The organism is Pseudomonas sp. MF6776, assembly GCF_016613125.1.
Taxonomy (GTDB): domain Bacteria; phylum Pseudomonadota; class Gammaproteobacteria; order Pseudomonadales; family Pseudomonadaceae; genus Aquipseudomonas; species Aquipseudomonas iridis.
On the sequence record NZ_JAENSQ010000003.1, the window covers coordinates 120,457 to 139,790 of the forward strand.

Annotated in this window: 15 protein-coding genes; 6 read left to right on the plus strand and 9 right to left on the minus strand. The window is 58.6% G+C overall.

All coding sequences use genetic code 11. The annotated features are described in order from the left end of the window. Positions 1 to 15: 15 nt before the first annotated feature. The gene (locus tag JJD74_RS04400) at positions 16 to 1,017 is read left to right on the plus strand and encodes a glutathione S-transferase family protein (RefSeq protein ID WP_115147408.1); all 1,002 of its coding nucleotides are present in this window, start codon (positions 16 to 18) and stop codon (positions 1,015 to 1,017) included. A 176-nt stretch (positions 1,018 to 1,193) separates the two neighbouring features. Here the strand turns inward: JJD74_RS04400 and cysG are convergent, their stop codons facing one another. The 6 genes from cysG to JJD74_RS04430 form a co-directional block, all read right to left on the minus strand. Continuing rightward, on the minus strand, positions 1,194 to 2,588 hold the full coding sequence (gene cysG / locus JJD74_RS04405) for a siroheme synthase CysG (protein ID WP_042559845.1): 1,395 nt from the start codon (positions 2,586 to 2,588) through the stop codon (positions 1,194 to 1,196). Beyond that, complete coding sequence (serS, locus tag JJD74_RS04410) at positions 2,589 to 3,869, minus strand: serine--tRNA ligase (RefSeq protein WP_115147409.1); 1,281 nt, start codon at positions 3,867 to 3,869, stop codon at positions 2,589 to 2,591. It abuts the gene before it with no gap. 15 nt (positions 3,870 to 3,884) lie between these two features. Continuing rightward, on the minus strand, positions 3,885 to 4,259 hold the full coding sequence (gene crcB, locus JJD74_RS04415; RefSeq protein WP_042559847.1) for a fluoride efflux transporter CrcB: 375 nt from the start codon (positions 4,257 to 4,259) through the stop codon (positions 3,885 to 3,887). Further along, positions 4,259 to 5,581, minus strand: coding sequence for a replication-associated recombination protein A (locus JJD74_RS04420; protein ID WP_042559848.1), 1,323 nt, complete (start codon positions 5,579 to 5,581; stop codon positions 4,259 to 4,261). The genes crcB and JJD74_RS04420 overlap by 1 nt, the downstream gene beginning before the upstream one ends. Positions 5,582 to 5,628: 47 nt before the next feature. Continuing rightward, on the minus strand, positions 5,629 to 6,249 hold the full coding sequence (lolA, locus tag JJD74_RS04425) for an outer membrane lipoprotein chaperone LolA (protein WP_042559849.1): 621 nt from the start codon (positions 6,247 to 6,249) through the stop codon (positions 5,629 to 5,631). A 67-nt stretch (positions 6,250 to 6,316) separates the two neighbouring features. Continuing rightward, complete coding sequence (locus tag JJD74_RS04430) at positions 6,317 to 8,725, minus strand: DNA translocase FtsK (RefSeq protein WP_042559850.1); 2,409 nt, start codon at positions 8,723 to 8,725, stop codon at positions 6,317 to 6,319. 550 nt (positions 8,726 to 9,275) lie between these two features. On the opposite strand from JJD74_RS04430, the gene aat reads away from it, so the two are divergent. From aat to infA, 3 genes are all read left to right on the plus strand, one after another. Further along, positions 9,276 to 9,956 carry a leucyl/phenylalanyl-tRNA--protein transferase gene (gene aat / locus JJD74_RS04435; protein WP_200611742.1) on the plus strand — a complete coding sequence of 227 codons (681 nt, stop codon included), beginning with the start codon at positions 9,276 to 9,278 and terminating at the stop codon, positions 9,954 to 9,956. Positions 9,957 to 10,013: 57 nt separating this feature from the next. After that, a complete protein-coding gene (locus JJD74_RS04440) occupies positions 10,014 to 10,721 on the plus strand; it encodes an arginyltransferase (RefSeq protein WP_042559852.1) in 708 nt (235 codons plus the stop codon). Positions 10,722 to 10,833: 112 nt separating this feature from the next. After that, positions 10,834 to 11,052: a translation initiation factor IF-1 gene (gene infA, locus JJD74_RS04445; protein ID WP_002553999.1), complete on the plus strand. Its 219-nt coding sequence runs from the start codon at positions 10,834 to 10,836 to the stop codon at positions 11,050 to 11,052. Between the two features lie 986 nt (positions 11,053 to 12,038). On the opposite strand, the gene clpA is transcribed toward infA, so the two are convergent. Next, positions 12,039 to 14,309 (minus strand): ATP-dependent Clp protease ATP-binding subunit ClpA, encoded by a 2,271-nt coding sequence (gene clpA / locus JJD74_RS04450; protein ID WP_047301913.1) that lies wholly within the window; start codon positions 14,307 to 14,309, stop codon positions 12,039 to 12,041. A 30-nt stretch (positions 14,310 to 14,339) separates the two neighbouring features. Beyond that, positions 14,340 to 14,723: an ATP-dependent Clp protease adapter ClpS gene (gene clpS / locus JJD74_RS04455; RefSeq protein WP_042559854.1), complete on the minus strand. Its 384-nt coding sequence runs from the start codon at positions 14,721 to 14,723 to the stop codon at positions 14,340 to 14,342. A 224-nt stretch (positions 14,724 to 14,947) separates the two neighbouring features. On the opposite strand from clpS, the gene JJD74_RS04460 reads away from it, so the two are divergent. After that, complete coding sequence (locus tag JJD74_RS04460; RefSeq protein ID WP_042559855.1) at positions 14,948 to 15,229, plus strand: cold shock domain-containing protein; 282 nt, start codon at positions 14,948 to 14,950, stop codon at positions 15,227 to 15,229. Positions 15,230 to 15,309: 80 nt separating this feature from the next. On the opposite strand, the gene icd is transcribed toward JJD74_RS04460, so the two are convergent. Beyond that, positions 15,310 to 16,566, minus strand: coding sequence for an NADP-dependent isocitrate dehydrogenase (gene icd / locus JJD74_RS04465; protein ID WP_042559856.1), 1,257 nt, complete (start codon positions 16,564 to 16,566; stop codon positions 15,310 to 15,312). Positions 16,567 to 17,047: 481 nt separating this feature from the next. Here icd and JJD74_RS04470 point away from each other — a divergent pair, with 481 nt between their 5' ends. After that, a complete protein-coding gene (locus JJD74_RS04470) occupies positions 17,048 to 19,273 on the plus strand; it encodes an NADP-dependent isocitrate dehydrogenase (RefSeq protein ID WP_042559857.1) in 2,226 nt (741 codons plus the stop codon). Positions 19,274 to 19,334: the final 61 nt, after the last annotated feature.

The window sequence follows — 19,334 nt, forward strand, 5'->3', positions numbered from 1 at the left end:
TACGGAGTCTTGATCATGGGTTTACTCGTTGATGGCCGCTGGCAGGACAAGTGGTACGAAAGCAGCAAGGACGGCGCGTTCCAGCGCGAACAAGCGCAACGGCGCAACTGGGTCACTGCTGACGGCCAGCCAGGCCCGAGCGGTGAAGGCGGCTTTGCGGCCGAGGCCGGGCGCTATCATCTCTACGTTTCGCTCGCCTGTCCGTGGGCACATCGCACGCTGATCCTGCGCAAACTCAAAGGCCTGGAAAACCTGATCGACGTTTCCGTGGTCAGTTGGTTGATGCTGGAGAACGGCTGGACCTTCGACACCGCGCTCGGCTCGACCGGCGACAAGCTCGATCACTTCGACTTCATGCACCAACGCTACACCGCCGATACGCCGGACTACACCGGGCGCGTCACCGTGCCGGTGCTGTGGGACAAAAAACTCAAACGCATCGTCAGCAATGAATCGGCAGAGATCATCCGCATGTTCAACAGCGCGTTCGATGATCTGACCGGCAATGATCTGGACTTCTACCCGGCCCCGCTGCGTAGCGAGATCGATGCCTTGAACGAGCGGATTTATCCGGCAGTCAACAACGGCGTGTATCGCGCCGGGTTCGCCACCTCGCAACAGGCTTATGAAGAGGCGTTCGATGAGGTGTTTGCCGAACTGGATCACCTGGAACAGGTACTGGATGCCAATCGTTATCTGTCGGGTGAATACCTGACTGAAGCGGACGTTCGTCTGTTCACCACGATGATCCGCTTCGATGCGGTGTATCACGGCCACTTCAAGTGCAACCTGCGACGGATCGCCGATTACCCGAATCTGTCGAACTGGCTGCGTGAGCTGTATCAGTGGCCGGGGATCGCCGAGACGGTGGATTTTCAGCACATCAAGAATCACTACTACGGCAGCCACAAGACGATTAACCCGACAGGGGTTGTGCCAAAGGGGCCGGAGCAGGATTTCACTGTGGCCCATGACCGGGCGCGGTTGGGTGGGAAAGAGGTTTGGCGCCGGGGCTGACATTTGTAGAGGCTTGGAGGGCCCCATCGCTGGCAAGCCAGCTCCCACAGGGATTTTCGTGATGCAGGAGACTGAGCATCACTCCAAAACCTGAGGTCAGGGGTGATGCTGGAGAATGCAGCTTCAACACAAGACCTGTGGGAGCTGGCTTGCCAGCGATTGGGGCGACTCGGTGTTCAGACCTGCGCCTGAGCCCCCTCAAACCACGCCAGTTTCTCGCGCAGCTGCACCACTTCGCCGACAATCACCAATGTCGGCGCATGCACTTCATGCTCCGCCACCAAACGCGGCAAATCGGCCAGCGTGCCGGTAAAGACCCGCTGATTGACCGTAGTGCCCTGCTGAATCAACGCCGCCGGGGTATCCGCCGAGCGACCATGCTTGATCAGCTGCTCGCAGATCACCGGCAAACCCACCAGGCCCATGTAGAACACGAGCGTCTGCGCTGGCGCGACAAGGTCGACCCAAGGCAGATCGGTGGAACCGTCCTTCAAATGGCCAGTGACAAATCGCACCGACTGCGCGTGATCGCGGTGAGTCAGCGGAATCCCGGCATACGCAGCGCAACCGCTGGCCGCGGTAATCCCCGGCACCACCTGAAATGGAATGCCATGGGCCGCCAGCTCTTCGATCTCTTCGCCACCTCGGCCGAAGATAAACGGATCGCCGCCCTTCAACCGCACCACACGCTTGCCGGCCTTGGCCAGATCGACCAGTTGCTGATTGATCTGATCTTGCGGCACAGCATGATCGGCGCGACGCTTGCCGACATATACCCGCTCGGCGTCGCGACGGCACAGATCAAGAATCGCGGGAGCGACCAAACGGTCGTACAACACCACATCGGCTTGCTGCATCAGACGCAAAGCCTTGAAGGTCAGCAAATCCGGATCACCCGGCCCTGCGCCGACCAGATACACCTCACCGGTAGTGATGGTCGCTTCGCCGTCGATCTTGGCTTGCAGCAGACGTTCGGCTTCAGTGCCTTGGCCGGCCAGTTGCCGATCGGCAATCGGGCCTTGAAAGACGTCCTCCCAGAACCCGCGACGCTGCTGCACATCCGGAAACAGGTTTTTCACCTGATTGCGGAAACGCGCCGCCAGACCGGCCAATTGGCCGTAGGTGGACGGAATCCAGGTTTCGATCTTGGCGCGGATCAAACGGGCCAGCACCGGCGCATCGCCGCCGCTGGAGATCGCGACGATCAGCGGCGAACGATCAACGATGGCCGGGAAGATCACGCTGCACAAGGCAGGCGCATCGACCACGTTGACCGGCACGCAACGCCGATGAGCATCGGTGGAGACCTGTGCGTTCAGCGTTTCGTCGTCGGTGGCGGCGATGATCAGCACGCAGCCGTCCAGATCCGCTTCGGCGTAACCGCGCAACAGGCACTCGCCGCCGCTGGCAACGACCAGTTCACGCAGTTGCGTTTCGATTTCAGGTGCGACCACCCGCAGCAGCGCACCGGCGTCGGCCAGCAGGCGGGATTTGCGCAAGGCAATTTCCCCCCCACCGACGACCAACACACGACTGCCGCGCAGGTTGTGAAACAGCGGCAGATATTTCATTTAACCGATGACCTCAAGGCCACCCATGTACGGCTTCAGTACGTCCGGCACGCGGATCGAACCGTCGGCCTGCTGGTAGTTTTCCAGCACGGCAACGAGAGTACGACCAACCGCCAGGCCGGAGCCGTTCAGGGTGTGTACCAGCTCAGGCTTGCCGGTTTCAGGGTTACGGAAACGCGCCTGCATGCGGCGGGCCTGGAAGTCGCCGCAGTTGGAGCACGACGAAATTTCGCGGTACTTGTCCTGGCTCGGAATCCACACTTCGAGGTCGTAAGTCTTGACCGCGCTGAAGCCCATGTCGCCAGTGCACAGCGCCAGGGTGCGGTAAGGCAGACCCAGCAACTGCAGGACTTTCTCGGCGTTGGCGGTCAGGCCTTCCAGCGCATCCATCGACGTGGACGGCTCAACGATCTGGACCATTTCAACCTTGTCGAACTGGTGCTGACGGATCATGCCGCGGGTATCACGACCCGACGCGCCGGCTTCGCTACGGAAGCACGGCGTGTGCGCAACGAACTTGATCGGCAGCAGTTTCGAATCGACGATTTCGCCAGCAACGATGTTGGTCAGCGACACTTCGGCGGTCGGGATCAGGTACAGATCGGCTTCGCCTTCGCGGGCGATCTTGAACAGATCTTCTTCGAACTTCGGCAGTTGACCGGTGCCTTGCAGCGCCGGAGCCTGGACCAGATAAGGCGTGTAGGCCTCTTCATAGCCGTGCTCGTTGACGTGCAGGTTGATCATGAACTGCGCCAGTGCGCGGTGCAGACGGGCGATCGGGCCACGCAACAGGGCGAAACGTGCGCCGGACAGCTTGGCGGCGGTTTCGAAATCCAGCCAGCCGAACTTCTCGCCCAGGGCTACGTGGTCTTTGACTTCAAAATCAAACGCCGTCGGCGTGCCCCAGCGGCGCACTTCAACGTTGTCGTCTTCGTCTTTGCCGACTGGAACGGATTCGTGCGGCAGGTTCGGGATGCCGAGCAGGATCGAGTCCAGTTCGGTCTGGATCGCGTCCAGTTCCACTTTACCGGCACTCAATTCGCCTGCCATGCGCTCGACGTCCGCCATCAACGGCGCGATGTCTTCGCCGCGCTGCTTTGCCTGACCGATGGATTTGGAACGCGCGTTACGCTCAGCCTGCAGTGCTTCGGTGCGGGTCTGGACGGTCTTGCGCTGTTCTTCCAGCGCTTCGATGCGCGCGGTATCCAGGGCATAGCCACGGGAAGCCAGGCGGTCCGCTACGTCCTGAAGGTTGCTACGTAACAGTTTGGAATCGAGCATGTCGGTTTCTCGTTATCAAAGTTTGGTCAAAGACAGGCCAGCCCACGTTGCGAGCAGCCCGCCGAATACGCTGAGTGCCGCATAGCCCAGGGCCAGCGGTACTTGCCCGCTTTCCAGCAGGCGCACCGTATCCAGTGAAAAGGATGAAAAAGTCGTCAGCCCCCCGAGGAAGCCAACCATCAACCCGGCGCGTACCTCGATCGGCACTTCCGGGCGTATCAAAAACAGGCCGTACAACACGCCAATCAGCAGACAGCCCACGATATTAACGGCCAGCGTCGCGGTATAGAAGTGCCGCGGCCAATTGGCGGTGACCCAATTGCCGGTAGCGAAGCGCAACAACGTGCCGGCGACCCCGCCAGCGGACACCGCAATAATCAATGGAATCACTATTTTCTCCGCTGTCTTGGGCTTAAACGATCGAGTTGCGCGAGGTGATTGAGCTTTTCGCCGATCTTCAACTCAAGGCCTCGGGGCACCGGCTGATAAAACGGGATCGGCTCAAGCTCTTCCGGAAAATAGTCTTCGCCCGCAGCGTAAGCGTCCGGCTCGTCGTGGGCATAACGGTATTCGTCACCGTAGCCCAGTTGTTTCATCAGTTTGGTCGGCGCGTTGCGCAGGTGCAGCGGCACCTCAAGCGAGCCGTTTTCGGCGGCAGCACGCAACGCGGTCTTGAAGCCCATGTACACCGCGTTGCTTTTTGGCGCGCAAGCCAGATATGTGATGGCCTGGGCCACCGCCAACTCGCCTTCCGGGCTGCCGAGGCGCTCCTGCACTTCCCATGCAGCCAGACACAGGCTGAGGGCGCGTGGGTCGGCGTTACCGATGTCTTCGCTGGCCATACGCACCACGCGCCGGGCCAGGTACAGCGGATCGCAACCGCCGTCGATCATCCGCGCGAACCAGTACAGCGCACCGTCGGGATTGGAGCCGCGCACTGATTTGTGCAGCGCGGAAATCTGGTCGTAGAACGCCTCGCCCCCCTTGTCGAAACGCCGACGGGTGTCGCCGAGCAGGCTTTGCAGCAGCTCGGTACCGATCTCGCTGTCGTCTTCGGCAAGGTCGGAGGCGTTTTCCAGCAAATTGAGCAAACGCCGGCCATCGCCATCGGCGGCGGACAACAACATCTGGAAGCCTTCGTCGTTCAACGTCAGGTTACGTTTGCCCAAGCCGCGCTCTTCAGTCAGCGCGCGATGCACGAGCTTGCGCAGCGCCGCCTCGTCGAGACTTTTCAGGACGTAAACGCGGGCCCGCGACAACAGCGCGTTGTTCAGTTCAAACGAAGGGTTTTCAGTGGTGGCGCCGATGAAGATCAGCGTGCCGTCTTCAACGTACGGCAGGAACGCGTCCTGCTGGGACTTGTTGAAGCGGTGCACTTCATCGACGAACAGAATCGTGCGCTTGCCGTACTGGCCGGCCTGCTGCTTGGCGATTTCAACGGCTTGACGGATCTCCTTGACCCCGGCGAGCACCGCCGACACCGTTTCGAAGTGTGCATCCGAGACTTCCGCGAGCAAACGCGCCAGCGTGGTTTTACCCACGCCCGGCGGGCCCCAGAAAATCATCGAATGCAGAGCACCCTGCTCCAGCGCCTCACGCAGAGGCTTGCCGCGAGCCAGCAAATGCTCCTGACCGACGTACTCATCCAGATTGGTCGCACGCAAACGCGCGGCCAGTGGCTGGGCAATCGGTGCACTGCGAAACAGATCCATCACTACCTATGAAACCTCAGTGAGAACAGCAACTCCTGTGGGAGCGTTTATTCCTGGATAACGTCAGCGCCCTTCGGGATATCGAACTTGAACTTCGACGCTGGCACCGGCTCGTTGGCCTTCACCCCGGTGAACAGGATGTTGGTGCGCTGACCAACGCTGTCGATCAGTTGCATGTCGTTGAGCAGACCGTTGCGGAACGACAGGCGCAGGTTGTCGAACAGCGTGTCCTTGGTTTTCGGCTTGAGGGTGAAGTCGATCACGCCGCCCGCTTCTTTCGCGCTGATGTCGAAGCTCTGGCTGATCTTCGACACGTCACCGGACAGCAGCAGCGCCGGGGTCTGGGTCAGACGCTCATCGAGTTTCTTGATGGTTGCCTGCTCAAGATCCGGGTCCCACAGGGTGACTTTCTTGCCGTCAGAAACCATGGTCTGCTCGGCCGGCGCATTGGTGTGCCAGTAGAACAGGCCCGGACGCTGCAAGGTCATGTTGCCAGTGGTTTCCTGCAACTGCGTGCCGCCGCCATCAAGGGTCAGCTGCGAGAAGTTTGCGCTCAGGGTCTTGGATGTTTCCAGCAATTGGGTCAGACGCGCCACGTCCTTGTCATCGGCGTGGGCCGTGAGTGTGGTCAGAGCCAGTACTGGCAGCAGCATGCGGATAAGACGCATGGGAGTCCTCTTGAATACTCGTTAGGAGAGCGGCGGCACATCATTGTCCCGCCTCTTGCTTTTGCAATCAGTCGCGTACCGGGCCAGGCGCCAGGACTTCACGCGAACCGTTGGTGTTCATTGATGTGACGACGCCGGCCATTTCCATGGCTTCGATCATCCGTGCCGCGCGGTTGTAGCCGATTTTCAGCTTGCGCTGTACAGCGGAGATCGATGCGCGACGGCTTTCCAGCACGAACTGTACGGCTTCATCATACAGTGCGTCTGCCTCAGGATCGTCGCCGTCGCCACCACCGCTGCTGCCTTCAAAGCCGCTGCCCGCCTCTTCGACACCGTTGAGGATGTCGTCGTTGTATTCCGGGGCGCCGCGCAGTTTCCACGCCTCGACCACACGGTGGACTTCTTCGTCGGACACAAACGCACCGTGAACCCGGATCGGCAGACTGGTACCCGGTGGCATGTAGAGCATGTCACCGTGACCGAGCAGTTGTTCGGCGCCGCCCTGATCGATGATGGTCCGGGAGTCGATCTTGCTCGACACCTGGAACGCCATACGGGTCGGAATGTTGGCCTTGATCAGACCGGTGATCACGTCCACCGACGGCCGCTGTGTCGCAAGAATCAAGTGAATACCCGCCGCACGCGCCTTCTGGGCGATACGGGCGATGAGCTCTTCAACCTTCTTGCCGACGATCATCATCATGTCGGCGAATTCGTCGACAACCACGACGATGGTCGGCAGCTTCTGCAGCAACGGTGCTTCGTCGTGAATGCTTTCGCGCTTGTACAGCGGATCGCTCAGTGGCTCGCCAGCGTCCTGGGCTTCCTTGACCTTGGCGTTGAAGCCGGACAGGTTTCGCACCCCCATCTTCGCCATCAGCTTGTAGCGACGCTCCATCTCGGCGACGCTCCAGCGCAGGGCGTTGGCGGCGTCCTTCATGTCGGTCACTACCGGGCACAGCAGGTGCGGAATGCCTTCGTAGATCGACAGCTCGAGCATCTTCGGGTCGATCATGATCAGCTTGGCGTCTTCCGGGCCGGACTTGAACAGGATCGACAGGATCATCGCGTTCACACCCACGGACTTACCGGAACCGGTCGTACCGGCCACCAGCAAGTGCGGCATCTTCGCCAGGTCAGTGATGACCGGTTTGCCACCAATGTCGTGACCCAGCGCCAGGGTGACCGGCGATTTGAAGTTGTCGTACTCGGGCGTCGACAGCACTTCGGAGAAGCGCACGATCTGCCGGTCTTCGTTGGGAATCTCGATACCGACGGTAGTCTTGCCCGGAATGACCTCAACCACCCGCACACTGGTCACTGCCAGGGAGCGCGCCAGGTCTTTTGCCAGGTTGGAGATACGGCTGACCTTGACGCCCGCAGCCGGCTGGATTTCGTACCGGGTGATCACCGGCCCCGGATGGATCGAGTCTACGGTGACTTCGACGCCGAATTCCTTGAGCTTGATCTCCAGCAAGTGGCCGACCGCTGCCAGCGACTCCGGGGAGTAATTGAGTTGTTTCTTTTCCGCAGGATCGAGGATCGAGATTGGCGGCAAGGTGCCTTCCACCGCGCTGTCGACAAACAACGGTGCCTGTTTCTCTTTCTGCACGCGCTTGCTCGGCTCGGGCGCTTTGGTCGGCGCCGGAGCGATGACCGGTGGCACCTGTTTTTCGCGATCGGACATGTGCTTGCTCAACGCCTGCTCACGCTCGATCAGGCGTTCCTTGACCTTGGCCTGTTCACGCTTATCGGTGACGGTCGGCGCGACCACATCATGTACGCGGTCATCGACTTCACGCAGTTGCGCAACCAGTTGCTTGCGCTCGGTGCGGGCCGACCACCAGCGGTTTAGCGCGCCCTGGAACAGTTCGAACAGGTCCAGGGTGATCTTGCCGGTGATGTCCATCACCTTGAACCACGACAGGTCAGTGAACACCGTCAGACCGAACAGAAACAGCGCGATGAACAGCAACGTGCTGCCCTGAATATTGAATGCGTTTTTCGCCAGGTCGCCGAGGCTCTCGCCCAGCGCACCACCGGCACCGGCCGGCAGACCGGTTGCAGCGTGAAAATGGATATGCGCCAGCGCCGCACCGGAAAGAATAAGAAATACCAGGCCGATCAGGCGCCAGGAGAACAGCCAGCCGCTCCACTGCCATGGCTCGTGGCGCTGACGGAAGATCTGATAGGCCTTGACCGCCAGCAGCAACGGGAAGATGTAGGCGAAGTAACCGAGCACCATGAACAGGATGTCGGCGCTGTAGGAGCCCGCCGGGCCGCCGAAGTTCTGCACGTCGTCGATCTTGCTGTTGTGGCTCCAGCCCGGATCGTCCTTGCCGTAGGTCAGCAAAGCCATCATCAGGAACAGGCACAGCGCGCCGATGGCGATCAATGCACCTTCCTTGAGCCGGTAGTGCAACTGTTGGCGCCAGAGCGGAACGACTGTTTTTGGTGCTTCGGTGGATTTCTTCAAAACGCTACTTTTCCTGCGCCCGAGGCGCGTCCATCTATTGAATGACGATAAAAAACTGCCCAATCCAGGCAGGTAAAAAAGTTGACGGGCACAACTGGGACTACTTTTAACACTGAGCGGCAGCTTTTACATACACAGCTATAAACACTCTAACCGGCAAATATTGTGTAACAGCCCGGCATTGTACGGGTTTGTACGTCCGATGCCATGGTTCAGACCCGCAGCATTGAGCATAGCCAAGCGCGCAAAACCCGCGATCCAATTTGACCATGCATTGTCTTTTGTGACAAAGGCTTATGAGGTGTATTTGATGAACGTAGCGAAGCATTGACACCTGCCCCCTGCGAACGGTCGCAGACTGCCTGCAAGGCCCAATGCAGAGATGTCGCGGGCCGGCGCGCAGTGCTCGCTTACGACCGCATCCAGCGCGCCAAGTTGCAACACCGCGAACGTCGAGCAGGATCGGCACGACATTCGCAGCATTTCGCGGCACAATTTATCGCGGGCCGAGTAGCCCGCACCGCCCTCCCCTTCTGCAAGCCTGGATGCCATGCTGACTTGGTTACAACGTAATTCCCTGACTTTTCCACCGCTGGAAAAGGCCATGCGCGAACCCAACGGATTGCTCGCCGCCGGCGGCGACCTCTCCGCCGACCGCCTGATTCAGGCGTATCGCCATGGCTGCTTTCCGTGGTTTTCCGAAGGTCAGCCGATTCTTTGGTGGTCGCCTGACCCTCGCACCGTGCTGTTTCCCGACGAACTGCATGTTTCACGCAGTCTGGGCAAATTGCTGCGCAAGGAGCGCTATGAGGTGACTTTCGATCAGGACTTCGAAGCCGTGATCCGCGCCTGCGCCGCGCCAAGGGATTACGCCGACGGCACCTGGATCACTGAGGCCATGCAAGACGCCTATGTTGAACTGCACCGGCGCGGCTTCGCTCATTCGGTGGAAGTGTGGGATCAGGGCGAACTGGTCGGCGGCCTTTACGGGCTAGCGATGGGGCAGCTGTTTTTTGGCGAATCGATGTTCAGCCGCGCCGACAATGCTTCCAAGTACGGCTTTGCCACGCTGGTCCGGCACCTGCAAGCATCAGGATTCGTGCTGATCGACTGCCAGATGCCCACCGACCACCTGCACAGCCTCGGCGCCCGGGCGATTCCCCGCCACGAATTCTCAGGCTATCTGGCAAGGCATCTGGATCAGCCCAATCACGCCACCTGGGTTTGCTGAGCGACTTTTGCGCGCGTGGCTTACACTTAATTCACCAGCTTATCCCGAGGGTTGATCATGACCGAGTTGGCGCGTTTGAAGTTCTATGCCACTCAGCCCCACTCTTGCAGCTATCTGCCCGAGGAACAGGCCACAACCCTGTTTCTCGACCCTAGTCAGCCCATGGATGTGCACGTCTACGCAGACCTGTCGGAAATGGGCTTTCGTCGCAGCGGCGATCATCTGTACCGCCCCCATTGCCAGAATTGCAATGCGTGTGTGCCTGCACGCATTCCGGTGGCGCAGTTCACCCCCAATCGTCAGCAGAAGCGGATTTTCAAGCGCAACGCCGACTTGCAGGTACAGCCGGCGAAACCGGGGTTCAGTGAAGAATACTTCGAACTGTACCAGCGCTACATCGAACAGCGTCACGCCGACGGCGACATGTACCCGCCAAGCCGTGATCAATTCTCGACTTTTCTGGTGCGCGATCTGCCCTTCTCACGCTTTTACGAGTTCCGACTCGACGGACGGTTGCTGGCGGTAGCCGTGACCGATTTGCTGCCGAACGGCTTGTCGGCGGTCTACACCTTTTACGAACCGGCCGAAGAACGGCGCAGCCTTGGACGTTTCGCAATTCTGTGGCAAATCGCCGAGAGTCAGCGCCGAGGACTTGAAGCGGTCTACCTTGGTTACTGGATCAAGAATTGCAAAAAGATGAACTACAAGACCCAATATCGCCCCATCGAACTGCTGATTAATCAGCGCTGGGTGATCCTGAACTAACGACAAGCCGTAAACCCCTTGGCGTAAACACCATTTTTCGGGCACAATGCACGCCGCTTTTGCCTGGCGCAGTTGCACCGGGCCATTCATTGGATACCGAGGGCTTTACTGCATGTCGAAAGAAGACAGCTTCGAAATGGAAGGCACTGTCGTCGACACCCTGCCCAACACCATGTTTCGTGTGGAGTTGGAAAATGGGCACGTCGTAACCGCGCATATTTCCGGCAAGATGCGCAAGAACTACATTCGTATTCTTACCGGTGACAAAGTGCGCGTCGAGCTGACGCCCTATGACTTGAGCAAAGGGCGCATCACTTACCGCGCTCGCTAATCAAGTCAATACAAGACGCCCGGCTTTATGCCGGGCGTTTTTGTGTCTGGGGTTTGGGATTTGGGTTCTTTGGGGCTTTGGATTTTAGGTGTACATCCGTTGCTGCGGGTGTTGCCGCTGGCGGTTTCGCTCTTACAGCGAGTCCCTTTTTCAAACGCCAAAAAGGAACCAAAAGGCTTTGCCCCGGCGTACGGCACTTCGCTGAGGCTCAGCGTTCCCTCGCTACGGCGTCCATCCGGGGGCATCACCTACGGTTTGCTGCGCTGCACCTCCTCTCGATGTATGCGGCTTCGCCGCACGGCGCTGCGCGCCTAACCCCGGATGAACACCTTCGCTCGGCCTGCCGATGGGGCAAAAGATCAAAAGCCGAAGCAAGATCAAAAGCCCCTCACCCTAGCCCTCTCCCGGAGGGAGAGGGGACTAACCGGGGTGCTTGGGCGAACTACGCCGACGTGCGATACCGAGTCGAACTCAGGCTTTGAAAAGCACACAAATCGGCCCCCTCTCCCCCGGGAGAGGGCTTGGCGGGCGGCGTTCCGATGAGGGGCAAATCCACCACAAATCCAAAGCCGACCACGCTGTGCTCCTCACCACTCAACAGGATGAGCGTTAGCTCGGCTGCAGCTCTTGATCTTGATCCACAGGCGACGTCGGCAGGCTTCGTTCCGGGATTGATCCGGGGGTGGGAGCGCAGCGACCGTTTGGCGAAGCCAAACACAGCGAGAGGAGGTGCAGCGCTCGCACACGCAACTGGAAGCTGGCAAATGCCGTTTATTTAAATCCTGAGCGCCCTGAAATAAAGGACGCAATGGGCTAGCAACCGTAAGACCAAGGCGACAGGTACCTTGACATGTACCGCGCTTGAAAAAAGTGAATCGCCGTAAGGGCGAAACCGTAATAAGCCATCACAGCAGCAACGGATATACACCCAAAAACGCCTGACAACAAAAAGGCGCCCGAAGGCGCCTTTCGCTTACAACAGGCCGTCAGGCCATCTCAGCCGTGGTTTCGAAGTCAAAGGTCATCTCACCATCCTTGATGTCGATGTGAACCACGCCACCATGCTCGGCCAACTCGCCAAACAGAATCTCCTCCGCAAGCGGACGCTTGATCTTGTCCTGGATCAGACGCGCCATCGGACGTGCGCCCATTGCCGAGTCGTAACCACCGGCCGCCAGCCAACTGCGCGCCGCGTCGGTAACTTCCAACAGCACCCGCTTGTCTTCCAGCTGCGCCTGAAGCTCGGTAAGGAACTTGTCCACCACACTCTTGATGACCTCATGACTGAGGCGACCAAACTGGATAATGGTGTCCAAACGGTTACGGAATTCCGGCGTGAAGCTCTTCTTGATCACTTCCATCGCATCAGACGAGTGATCCTGATGAGTGAAACCAATCGAAGCACGCGCGGCCGTTTCGGCACCGGCGTTGGTGGTCATGATCACGATCACGTTGCGGAAATCCGCCTTGCGCCCGTTGTTATCGGTCAGCGTGCCGTGATCCATCACCTGCAGCAGCAGGTTGAAGACTTCCGGGTGCGCCTTCTCGATTTCATCGAGCAGCAATACGCAATGCGGCTGCTTGGTAATCGCTTCGGTCAACAGACCGCCCTGATCAAAGCCGACATAGCCTGGAGGCGCACCGATCAGACGCGATACGGTGTGGCGCTCCATGTACTCGGACATGTCGAAGCGAACCAGTTCGATACCCAGCGCCTTGGCCAATTGCCGTGCGGCCTCGGTTTTACCAACACCGGTTGGCCCTGCGAACAGGAACGAACCGACTGGCTTGTCTGGCGACTTGAGGCCTGCACGGGAGAGCTTGATCGCAGTCGACAGCGAATCGATCGCCGCATCCTGACCAAATACCGTCAGCTTCAAATCGCGCTCGAGGTTACGCAGCAGTTCCTTGTCGGAACTGGTGACGTGCTTCGGCGGAATCCGCGCAATCTTCGCCACGATGTCTTCGACGTGCGGCACTTCGATACGCTTGGCGCGCTTCTCGACCGGCTGCAGGCGCTGGTAAGCGCCGGCTTCGTCAATGACGTCGATGGCTTTGTCCGGCATGTGCCGGTCGTTGATGTAGCGCGAAGCCAGTTCGGCAGCGGCGCGCAACGCCTCATCGCTGTACTCGATGTTGTGATGCGCTTCGAAACGCCCTTTCAGGCCGCGCAGGATGCCGATGGTGTCTTCCACCGACGGTTCGACGACATCGACCTTCTGGAAGCGTCGTGCGAGCGCACGATCCTTCTCGAAGATGCCGCGAAATTCCTGGAACGTAGTCGAACCGATGCAACGAATGTCGCCAGACGATAGCAAAGGCTTGAGCAGGTTCGAGGCATCCATCACGCCACCCGACGCCGCACCGGCACCAATAATGGTGTGGATTTCGTCGATGAACAGAATGGCTTGCGGACGTTTCTTCAGTTCATTGAGCAGCGCCTTGAAGCGCTTCTCGAAATCACCGCGATACTTGGTGCCCGCGAGCAGAGCACCGAGATCAAGGGAATAAACAACGCTGCCAGCCAACAGGTCTGGCACCTGGTTATCGACAATACGCTTGGCCAGGCCTTCGGCAATCGCGGTTTTACCCACGCCAGCCTCGCCTACCAGCAGCGGATTGTTCTTGCGCCGACGCGCGAGAATCTGTGCGACGCGCTCGACTTCCAGTTCGCGTCCGACCAACGGGTCGATACGACCCTGACGCGCCAGTTCGTTGAGGTTGCTGGCATAAGCATCCAGAGGATTGCCTGAAGAAGAAGACTCACCGCCCTCGTCGTCCTGCATATCTTGTTCACCTTCAGAGTGATCGCCATGCCCCGGCACTTTGGAAATGCCGTGCGCGATGTAATTGACGACATCGATGCGCGCAACGCTCTGCTGTTTCAGCAGAAACACTGCCTGACTCTCTTGCTCACTGAAGATTGCAACCAGCACGTTGGCGCCAGTCACTTCGCGTTTGCCCGAGCTCTGCACGTGGAAAACAGCACGTTGCAGCACACGCTGAAAGCCCAGGGTTGGCTGGGTTTCGCGATCCTCGTCATGGACGGGGATCAATGGCGTGGTGGAGTCGATGAACTCCTGCAGATCGTGCTTGAGTTTGTCGAGGTTCGCGCCGCAGGCACGCAAAACGGTGGCGGCAGCCTCATTGTCCAATAGGGCCAGCAGCAGGTGTTCGACGGTCATGAATTCATGACGTTTCGAACGAGCCTCCTTAAAGGCAAGATTGAGGGTGACTTCGAGCTCGCGGTTTAACATAGCTTCACCTCATACCCAAGTGGTCGGCGATTAACCGTCCTTCTCGATTTCACAGAGTAGCGGATGCTGGCTTTCCCTGGCGTACTGGTTGACCTGCATGGCCTTTGTCTCGGCGATGTCGCGGGTAAACACTCCACATACTGCCCGCCCTTCTGTATGGACGGCCAGCATGACCTTGGTCGCCAGCTCGCGATTCAGGTTAAAAAACACCTCGAGCACTTCGACGACGAAATCCATCGGTGTGTAGTCATCATTGAACAAAACCACCTTGTACATCGGCGGCGCCTGTAACGCAGGCTTTGCCTCCTGAACAGCAACGCCCGCCGAATCGTCGTCGCGCTCCTCCGGGTGATCCTTTTGGAGAGTCGGGCGATCCTGATTGAATGTTAGTCGAATCTGGCTGATTGCATGCATGGAAAGAAAGGTTCGTCAGTTGTGCAAATACAGTGGTGGGGGCGGTTGTCCACGTTTTCAACTCCGACTGCCCGGTCACCTTGACTATCGGGAAAACGGTGTTACAACCAATAGAGCCCACAGTGGGTAAAAAAGATCCGCGGAGTCAATTCTTTTAACGAATTAGATTGCGGATGACTTGGATGATACTCCAGCGATGGAGTCTGTTGCAGAGGGATTTGAGCATGGCTGTCGGCAAGGTGAAATGGTTCAACAATGTCAAGGGGTTCGGCTTCATTAATACTGACTCCCGCGAAGGTCGCGATGACGATGGCGAAGAAATTGATTTCTTTGCGCATTATTCCGCTATCGAGATGGAGGGTTACAAAACCCTCAAGGCAGGGCAGGTGGTGAAATTCGACATCGTGCAGGGCCCGAAAGGCTTGCATGCCTTGAAGATTGAAGCCGTTGACGCCAAAAAAGAAACGACCCCCGTCGTCGCCAGAGAACAAAAGGTTACCAGTTGACGCCCTGATACCTTCAGCCATAAAAAACCGCCCGGCTCGATCATCTCGAGCGGGGCGGTTCTTGTTGCAGGGTGTTGCTGTTACATGTGCGAGATCAGCGCATCACCGAAGCCCGAAGACGAAACCAGCTTGGCGCCGTCCATCAGACGCTCGAAGTCATAGGTCACAGTCTTGGCGCTGATGGCGCCGTTGGTGCCCTTGATGATCAGATCCGCCGCCTCGGTCCAGCCCATGTGCCGCAGCATCATTTCTGCCGAAAGAATCAACGAACCCGGGTTGACCTGATCCTTGCCGGCATACTTCGGTGCTGTACCGTGGGTGGCTTCGAACATCGCCACGGTGTCGGACAGGTTGGCGCCCGGCGCAATACCGATACCGCCCACTTCCGCCGCGAGGGCGTCGGAGAGGTAATCACCGTTGAGGTTCAGGGTCGCGATCACATCGTATTCGGCCGGGCGCAGCAGGATCTGCTGGAGCATGGCGTCGGCGATGGCGTCTTTGACCACAACGTTTTTGCCGGTTTTCGGGTTTTTGAACTGCATCCACGGGCCGCCGTCGAGCAGCGTCGCACCGAACTCTTCAGCCGCCACCTCATAGGCCCACTCTTTGAAGGCACCTTCGGTGAACTTCATGATGTTGCCTTTGTGCACGATGGTCAGCGAATCGCGGTCGTTGTCGACCACGTATTGCAGAGCCTTGCGCGCCAGACGCTTGGTACCCTCCAGGGAAACCGGCTTGACGCCGATGCCGCAGTTTTCGTCAAAACGGATCTTGGTGACGCCCATTTCTTCTTTAAGGAATTTGATGACCTTGGTCGCTTCCGGCGAACCGGCCTTCCACTCGATACCGGCGTAGATGTCTTCGGAGTTCTCGCGGAAAATCGTCATGTCGACGTCGCCAGGCTTTTTCACCGGGCTTGGCACGCCTTCGAACCAGCGCACCGGGCGCAGGCAGACGTAGAGGTCGAGTTGCTGACGCAGGGCCACGTTCAGCGAGCGGATGCCGCCACCGACCGGGGTGGTCAGCGGACCCTTGATGGAAACCACGTAATCCTTGACTGCGTCCAGGGTTTCCTGAGGCAGCCAGGTGTCCTGATCGTAAACCTGAGTGGCTTTTTCCCCGGCGTAGACTTCCATCCAGGAAATCTTGCGCTTGCCGCCGTATGCCTTTTGAACTGCAGCATCGACAACCTTGATCATCACCGGACTGATGTCGACACCAATGCCGTCACCTTCGATGAAGGGGATGATCGGGTTATCAGGAACATTGAGAGAATGGTCTGCATTGACGGAGATTTTGTCGCCGACGGCTGGAACCTGAATCTTCTTGTAACCCATGCTGAACTCCATTGTTTGGATTGAACATCTGGCTTGGTTCGAGCGTAACCCAGTTAAATCAACACGCAAACCCTCTGTTCGCGGCGCAGGCACATCTGGTTTCGTACAAGCCTGAAAGCAAAGGGAAAAGCGCCAAACTCAAGCATTCGCGACGACTCTACGCCCCACCCTGCCCTGCGACCTTTAGACCAATGGACGAGAATCGTTGCATATGAACCATCGGCAGATTGCCAGCTACCTATGTATAATGCCGCCCGCTGACCAAAGGGTCACGACGGCTGGCCTCTCTAGAACGAGACTTTCCGCCTGATTGGTCGGGTTGTTACCGCGGCCCGACTGCTTGACGCTCTACTGATGCACCCAACATCACCGCGAAGAATCTCGACATTCGGTTCATGGATGACTTTGAACGAACGCGCTTACCCGGCGCCCCTCGAGTTTCTGCGCACGCTTTAGCAAAGAAGAGAGAGTTAATCCGAATATGCCCACCCGCTCGAAGATCATCTATACCTTCACCGACGAAGCCCCAGCCCTCGCCACCTATTCCCTGCTGCCGATCATCGAGGCTTACACTGCCTCGGCCGATATCGCCGTGGAAACCCGCGATATCTCTCTTGCAGCGCGCATCCTGGCCAGCTTCCCCGAGCAACTGGGTGACAAAGCCGTAGCCGACCACCTCGCCGAACTGGGCGACCTGGCCGTTACGCCTGAAGCCAACATCATCAAGCTGCCGAACATCAGTGCTTCGGTTCCACAGCTGCAAGCCGCGATCAAAGAGCTGCAAGCTCAGGGTTACAACCTGCCGGACTACCCGGAAACCGTGACCAGCGACGCCGACAAAGACGCCAAGGCGCGTTACGACAAGATCAAGGGCAGCGCCGTAAACCCGGTTCTGCGCGAAGGCAACTCCGATCGTCGTGCACCGCTGTCGGTCAAGAACTATGCGCGCAAGCACCCGCACAAAATGGGCGCCTGGGCCAAAGACTCCAAATCCCACGTCGCTCACATGAGCACCGGCGATTTCTACGGCAGCGAAAAAGCTGCCCTGATCGACGCCGCTGACGCTGTGAAAATCGAGCTGATCGCCAAAGACGGTACCGCTACCGTCCTGAAAGAAAAAACCACCGTTCAGGCTGGCGAGATTCTCGACTGCGCCGTGATGAGCAAAAACGCCCTGCGTGCGTTCATCGCTGCTGAAATCGAAAGCGCCAAGGCTCAAGGCGTGCTGCTGTCGGTGCACCTGAAAGCGACCATGATGAAGGTCTCTGACCCGATCATGTTCGGCCAGATCGTTGCCGAGTTCTATAAAGACGCACTGACCAAGCACGCTGACGTGCTGGCCCAGATCGGCTTCAACCTGAACAACGGCATCGGCGATCTGTACGCTCGCATCAAAGCCCTGCCGGCCGAGCAACAAGCGCAGATCGAAGCCGACATGGCGGCGGTCTACGCTGCTCGTCCGTCGCTGGCGATGGTCAACTCCGACAAAGGCATCACCAACCTGCACGTGCCGAGCGACGTTATCGTCGACGCCTCGATGCCAGCGATGATCCGTGACTCCGGCAAGATGTGGGGCACTGACGGTCAGTTGCACGACACCAAGGCTGTGATCCCGGATCGCTGCTACGCGACCATCTACCAGGCCGTGATCGAAGATTGCAAAGCCAATGGTGCTTTCGATCCGACCACCATGGGCAGCGTGCCAAACGTTGGCCTGATGGCTAAAAAAGCCGAAGAATACGGCTCCCACGACAAGACCTTCCAGATCAAGGCTGACGGCGTGGTTCGCGTGACCGACAGCAAAGGCACCCTGCTGATGGAACAGGCTGTTGAAGCCGGCGACATCTTCCGCATGTGCCAGACCAAAGACGCGCCGATCCAGGACTGGGTCAAACTGGCCGTCAACCGTGCTCGCGCCAGCAGCACTCCGGCTATTTTCTGGCTGGACCCAATGCGCGCTCACGATGGCGTAGTGATCGAGAAAGTTCAGGCTTACCTGAAGGATCACGACACCGCAGGTCTGGACATCCAGATCATGGCGCCGGTTGATGCCATGAAGTACACCCTGCAGCGCACCCGCGAAGGCAAGGACACCATTTCGGTGACCGGCAACGTACTGCGCGACTACCTGACCGACTTGTTCCCGATCATGGAACTGGGCACCAGCGCCAAGATGCTGTCGATCGTGCCGCTGATGAACGGCGGTGGCCTGTTCGAAACCGGCGCCGGCGGCTCGGCTCCAAAGCACGTGCAGCAACTGGTTGAAGAAAACTTCCTGCGCTGGGATTCGCTGGGTGAGTTCCTTGCCCTGGCAGCCTCGCTTGAGCATTTGGGTGTGAACTACAACAACCCGAAAGCACTGGTGCTGTCCAAGACCCTGGATCAGGCCACTGGCCAGTTCCTCGACAACAACAAGTCGCCATCGCGCAAAGTCGGCAACATCGACAACCGCGGCAGCCACTTCTATCTGGCGATGTACTGGGCTCAGGCTCTGGCAGCCCAGACCGAAGACGCTGCACTGCAAGCGCAGTTCGCGACTCTGGCCAAGACTCTGACCGAGAACGAAGCAACCATCGTTGCCGAGCTCAACGCCGTTCAGGGCAAGCCAGTCGACATCGGCGGTTACTACCACGCCAATGCCGAGCTGATCAGCAAGGCCATGCGCCCAAGCGCAACCCTCAACGCGGCGATTGCTGCGCTGGTTTAAGGTTGTAGTGCTGTAAACAAACCCCGGCCTTGTGCCGGGGTTTGTGTTTCCGGGTTTTATG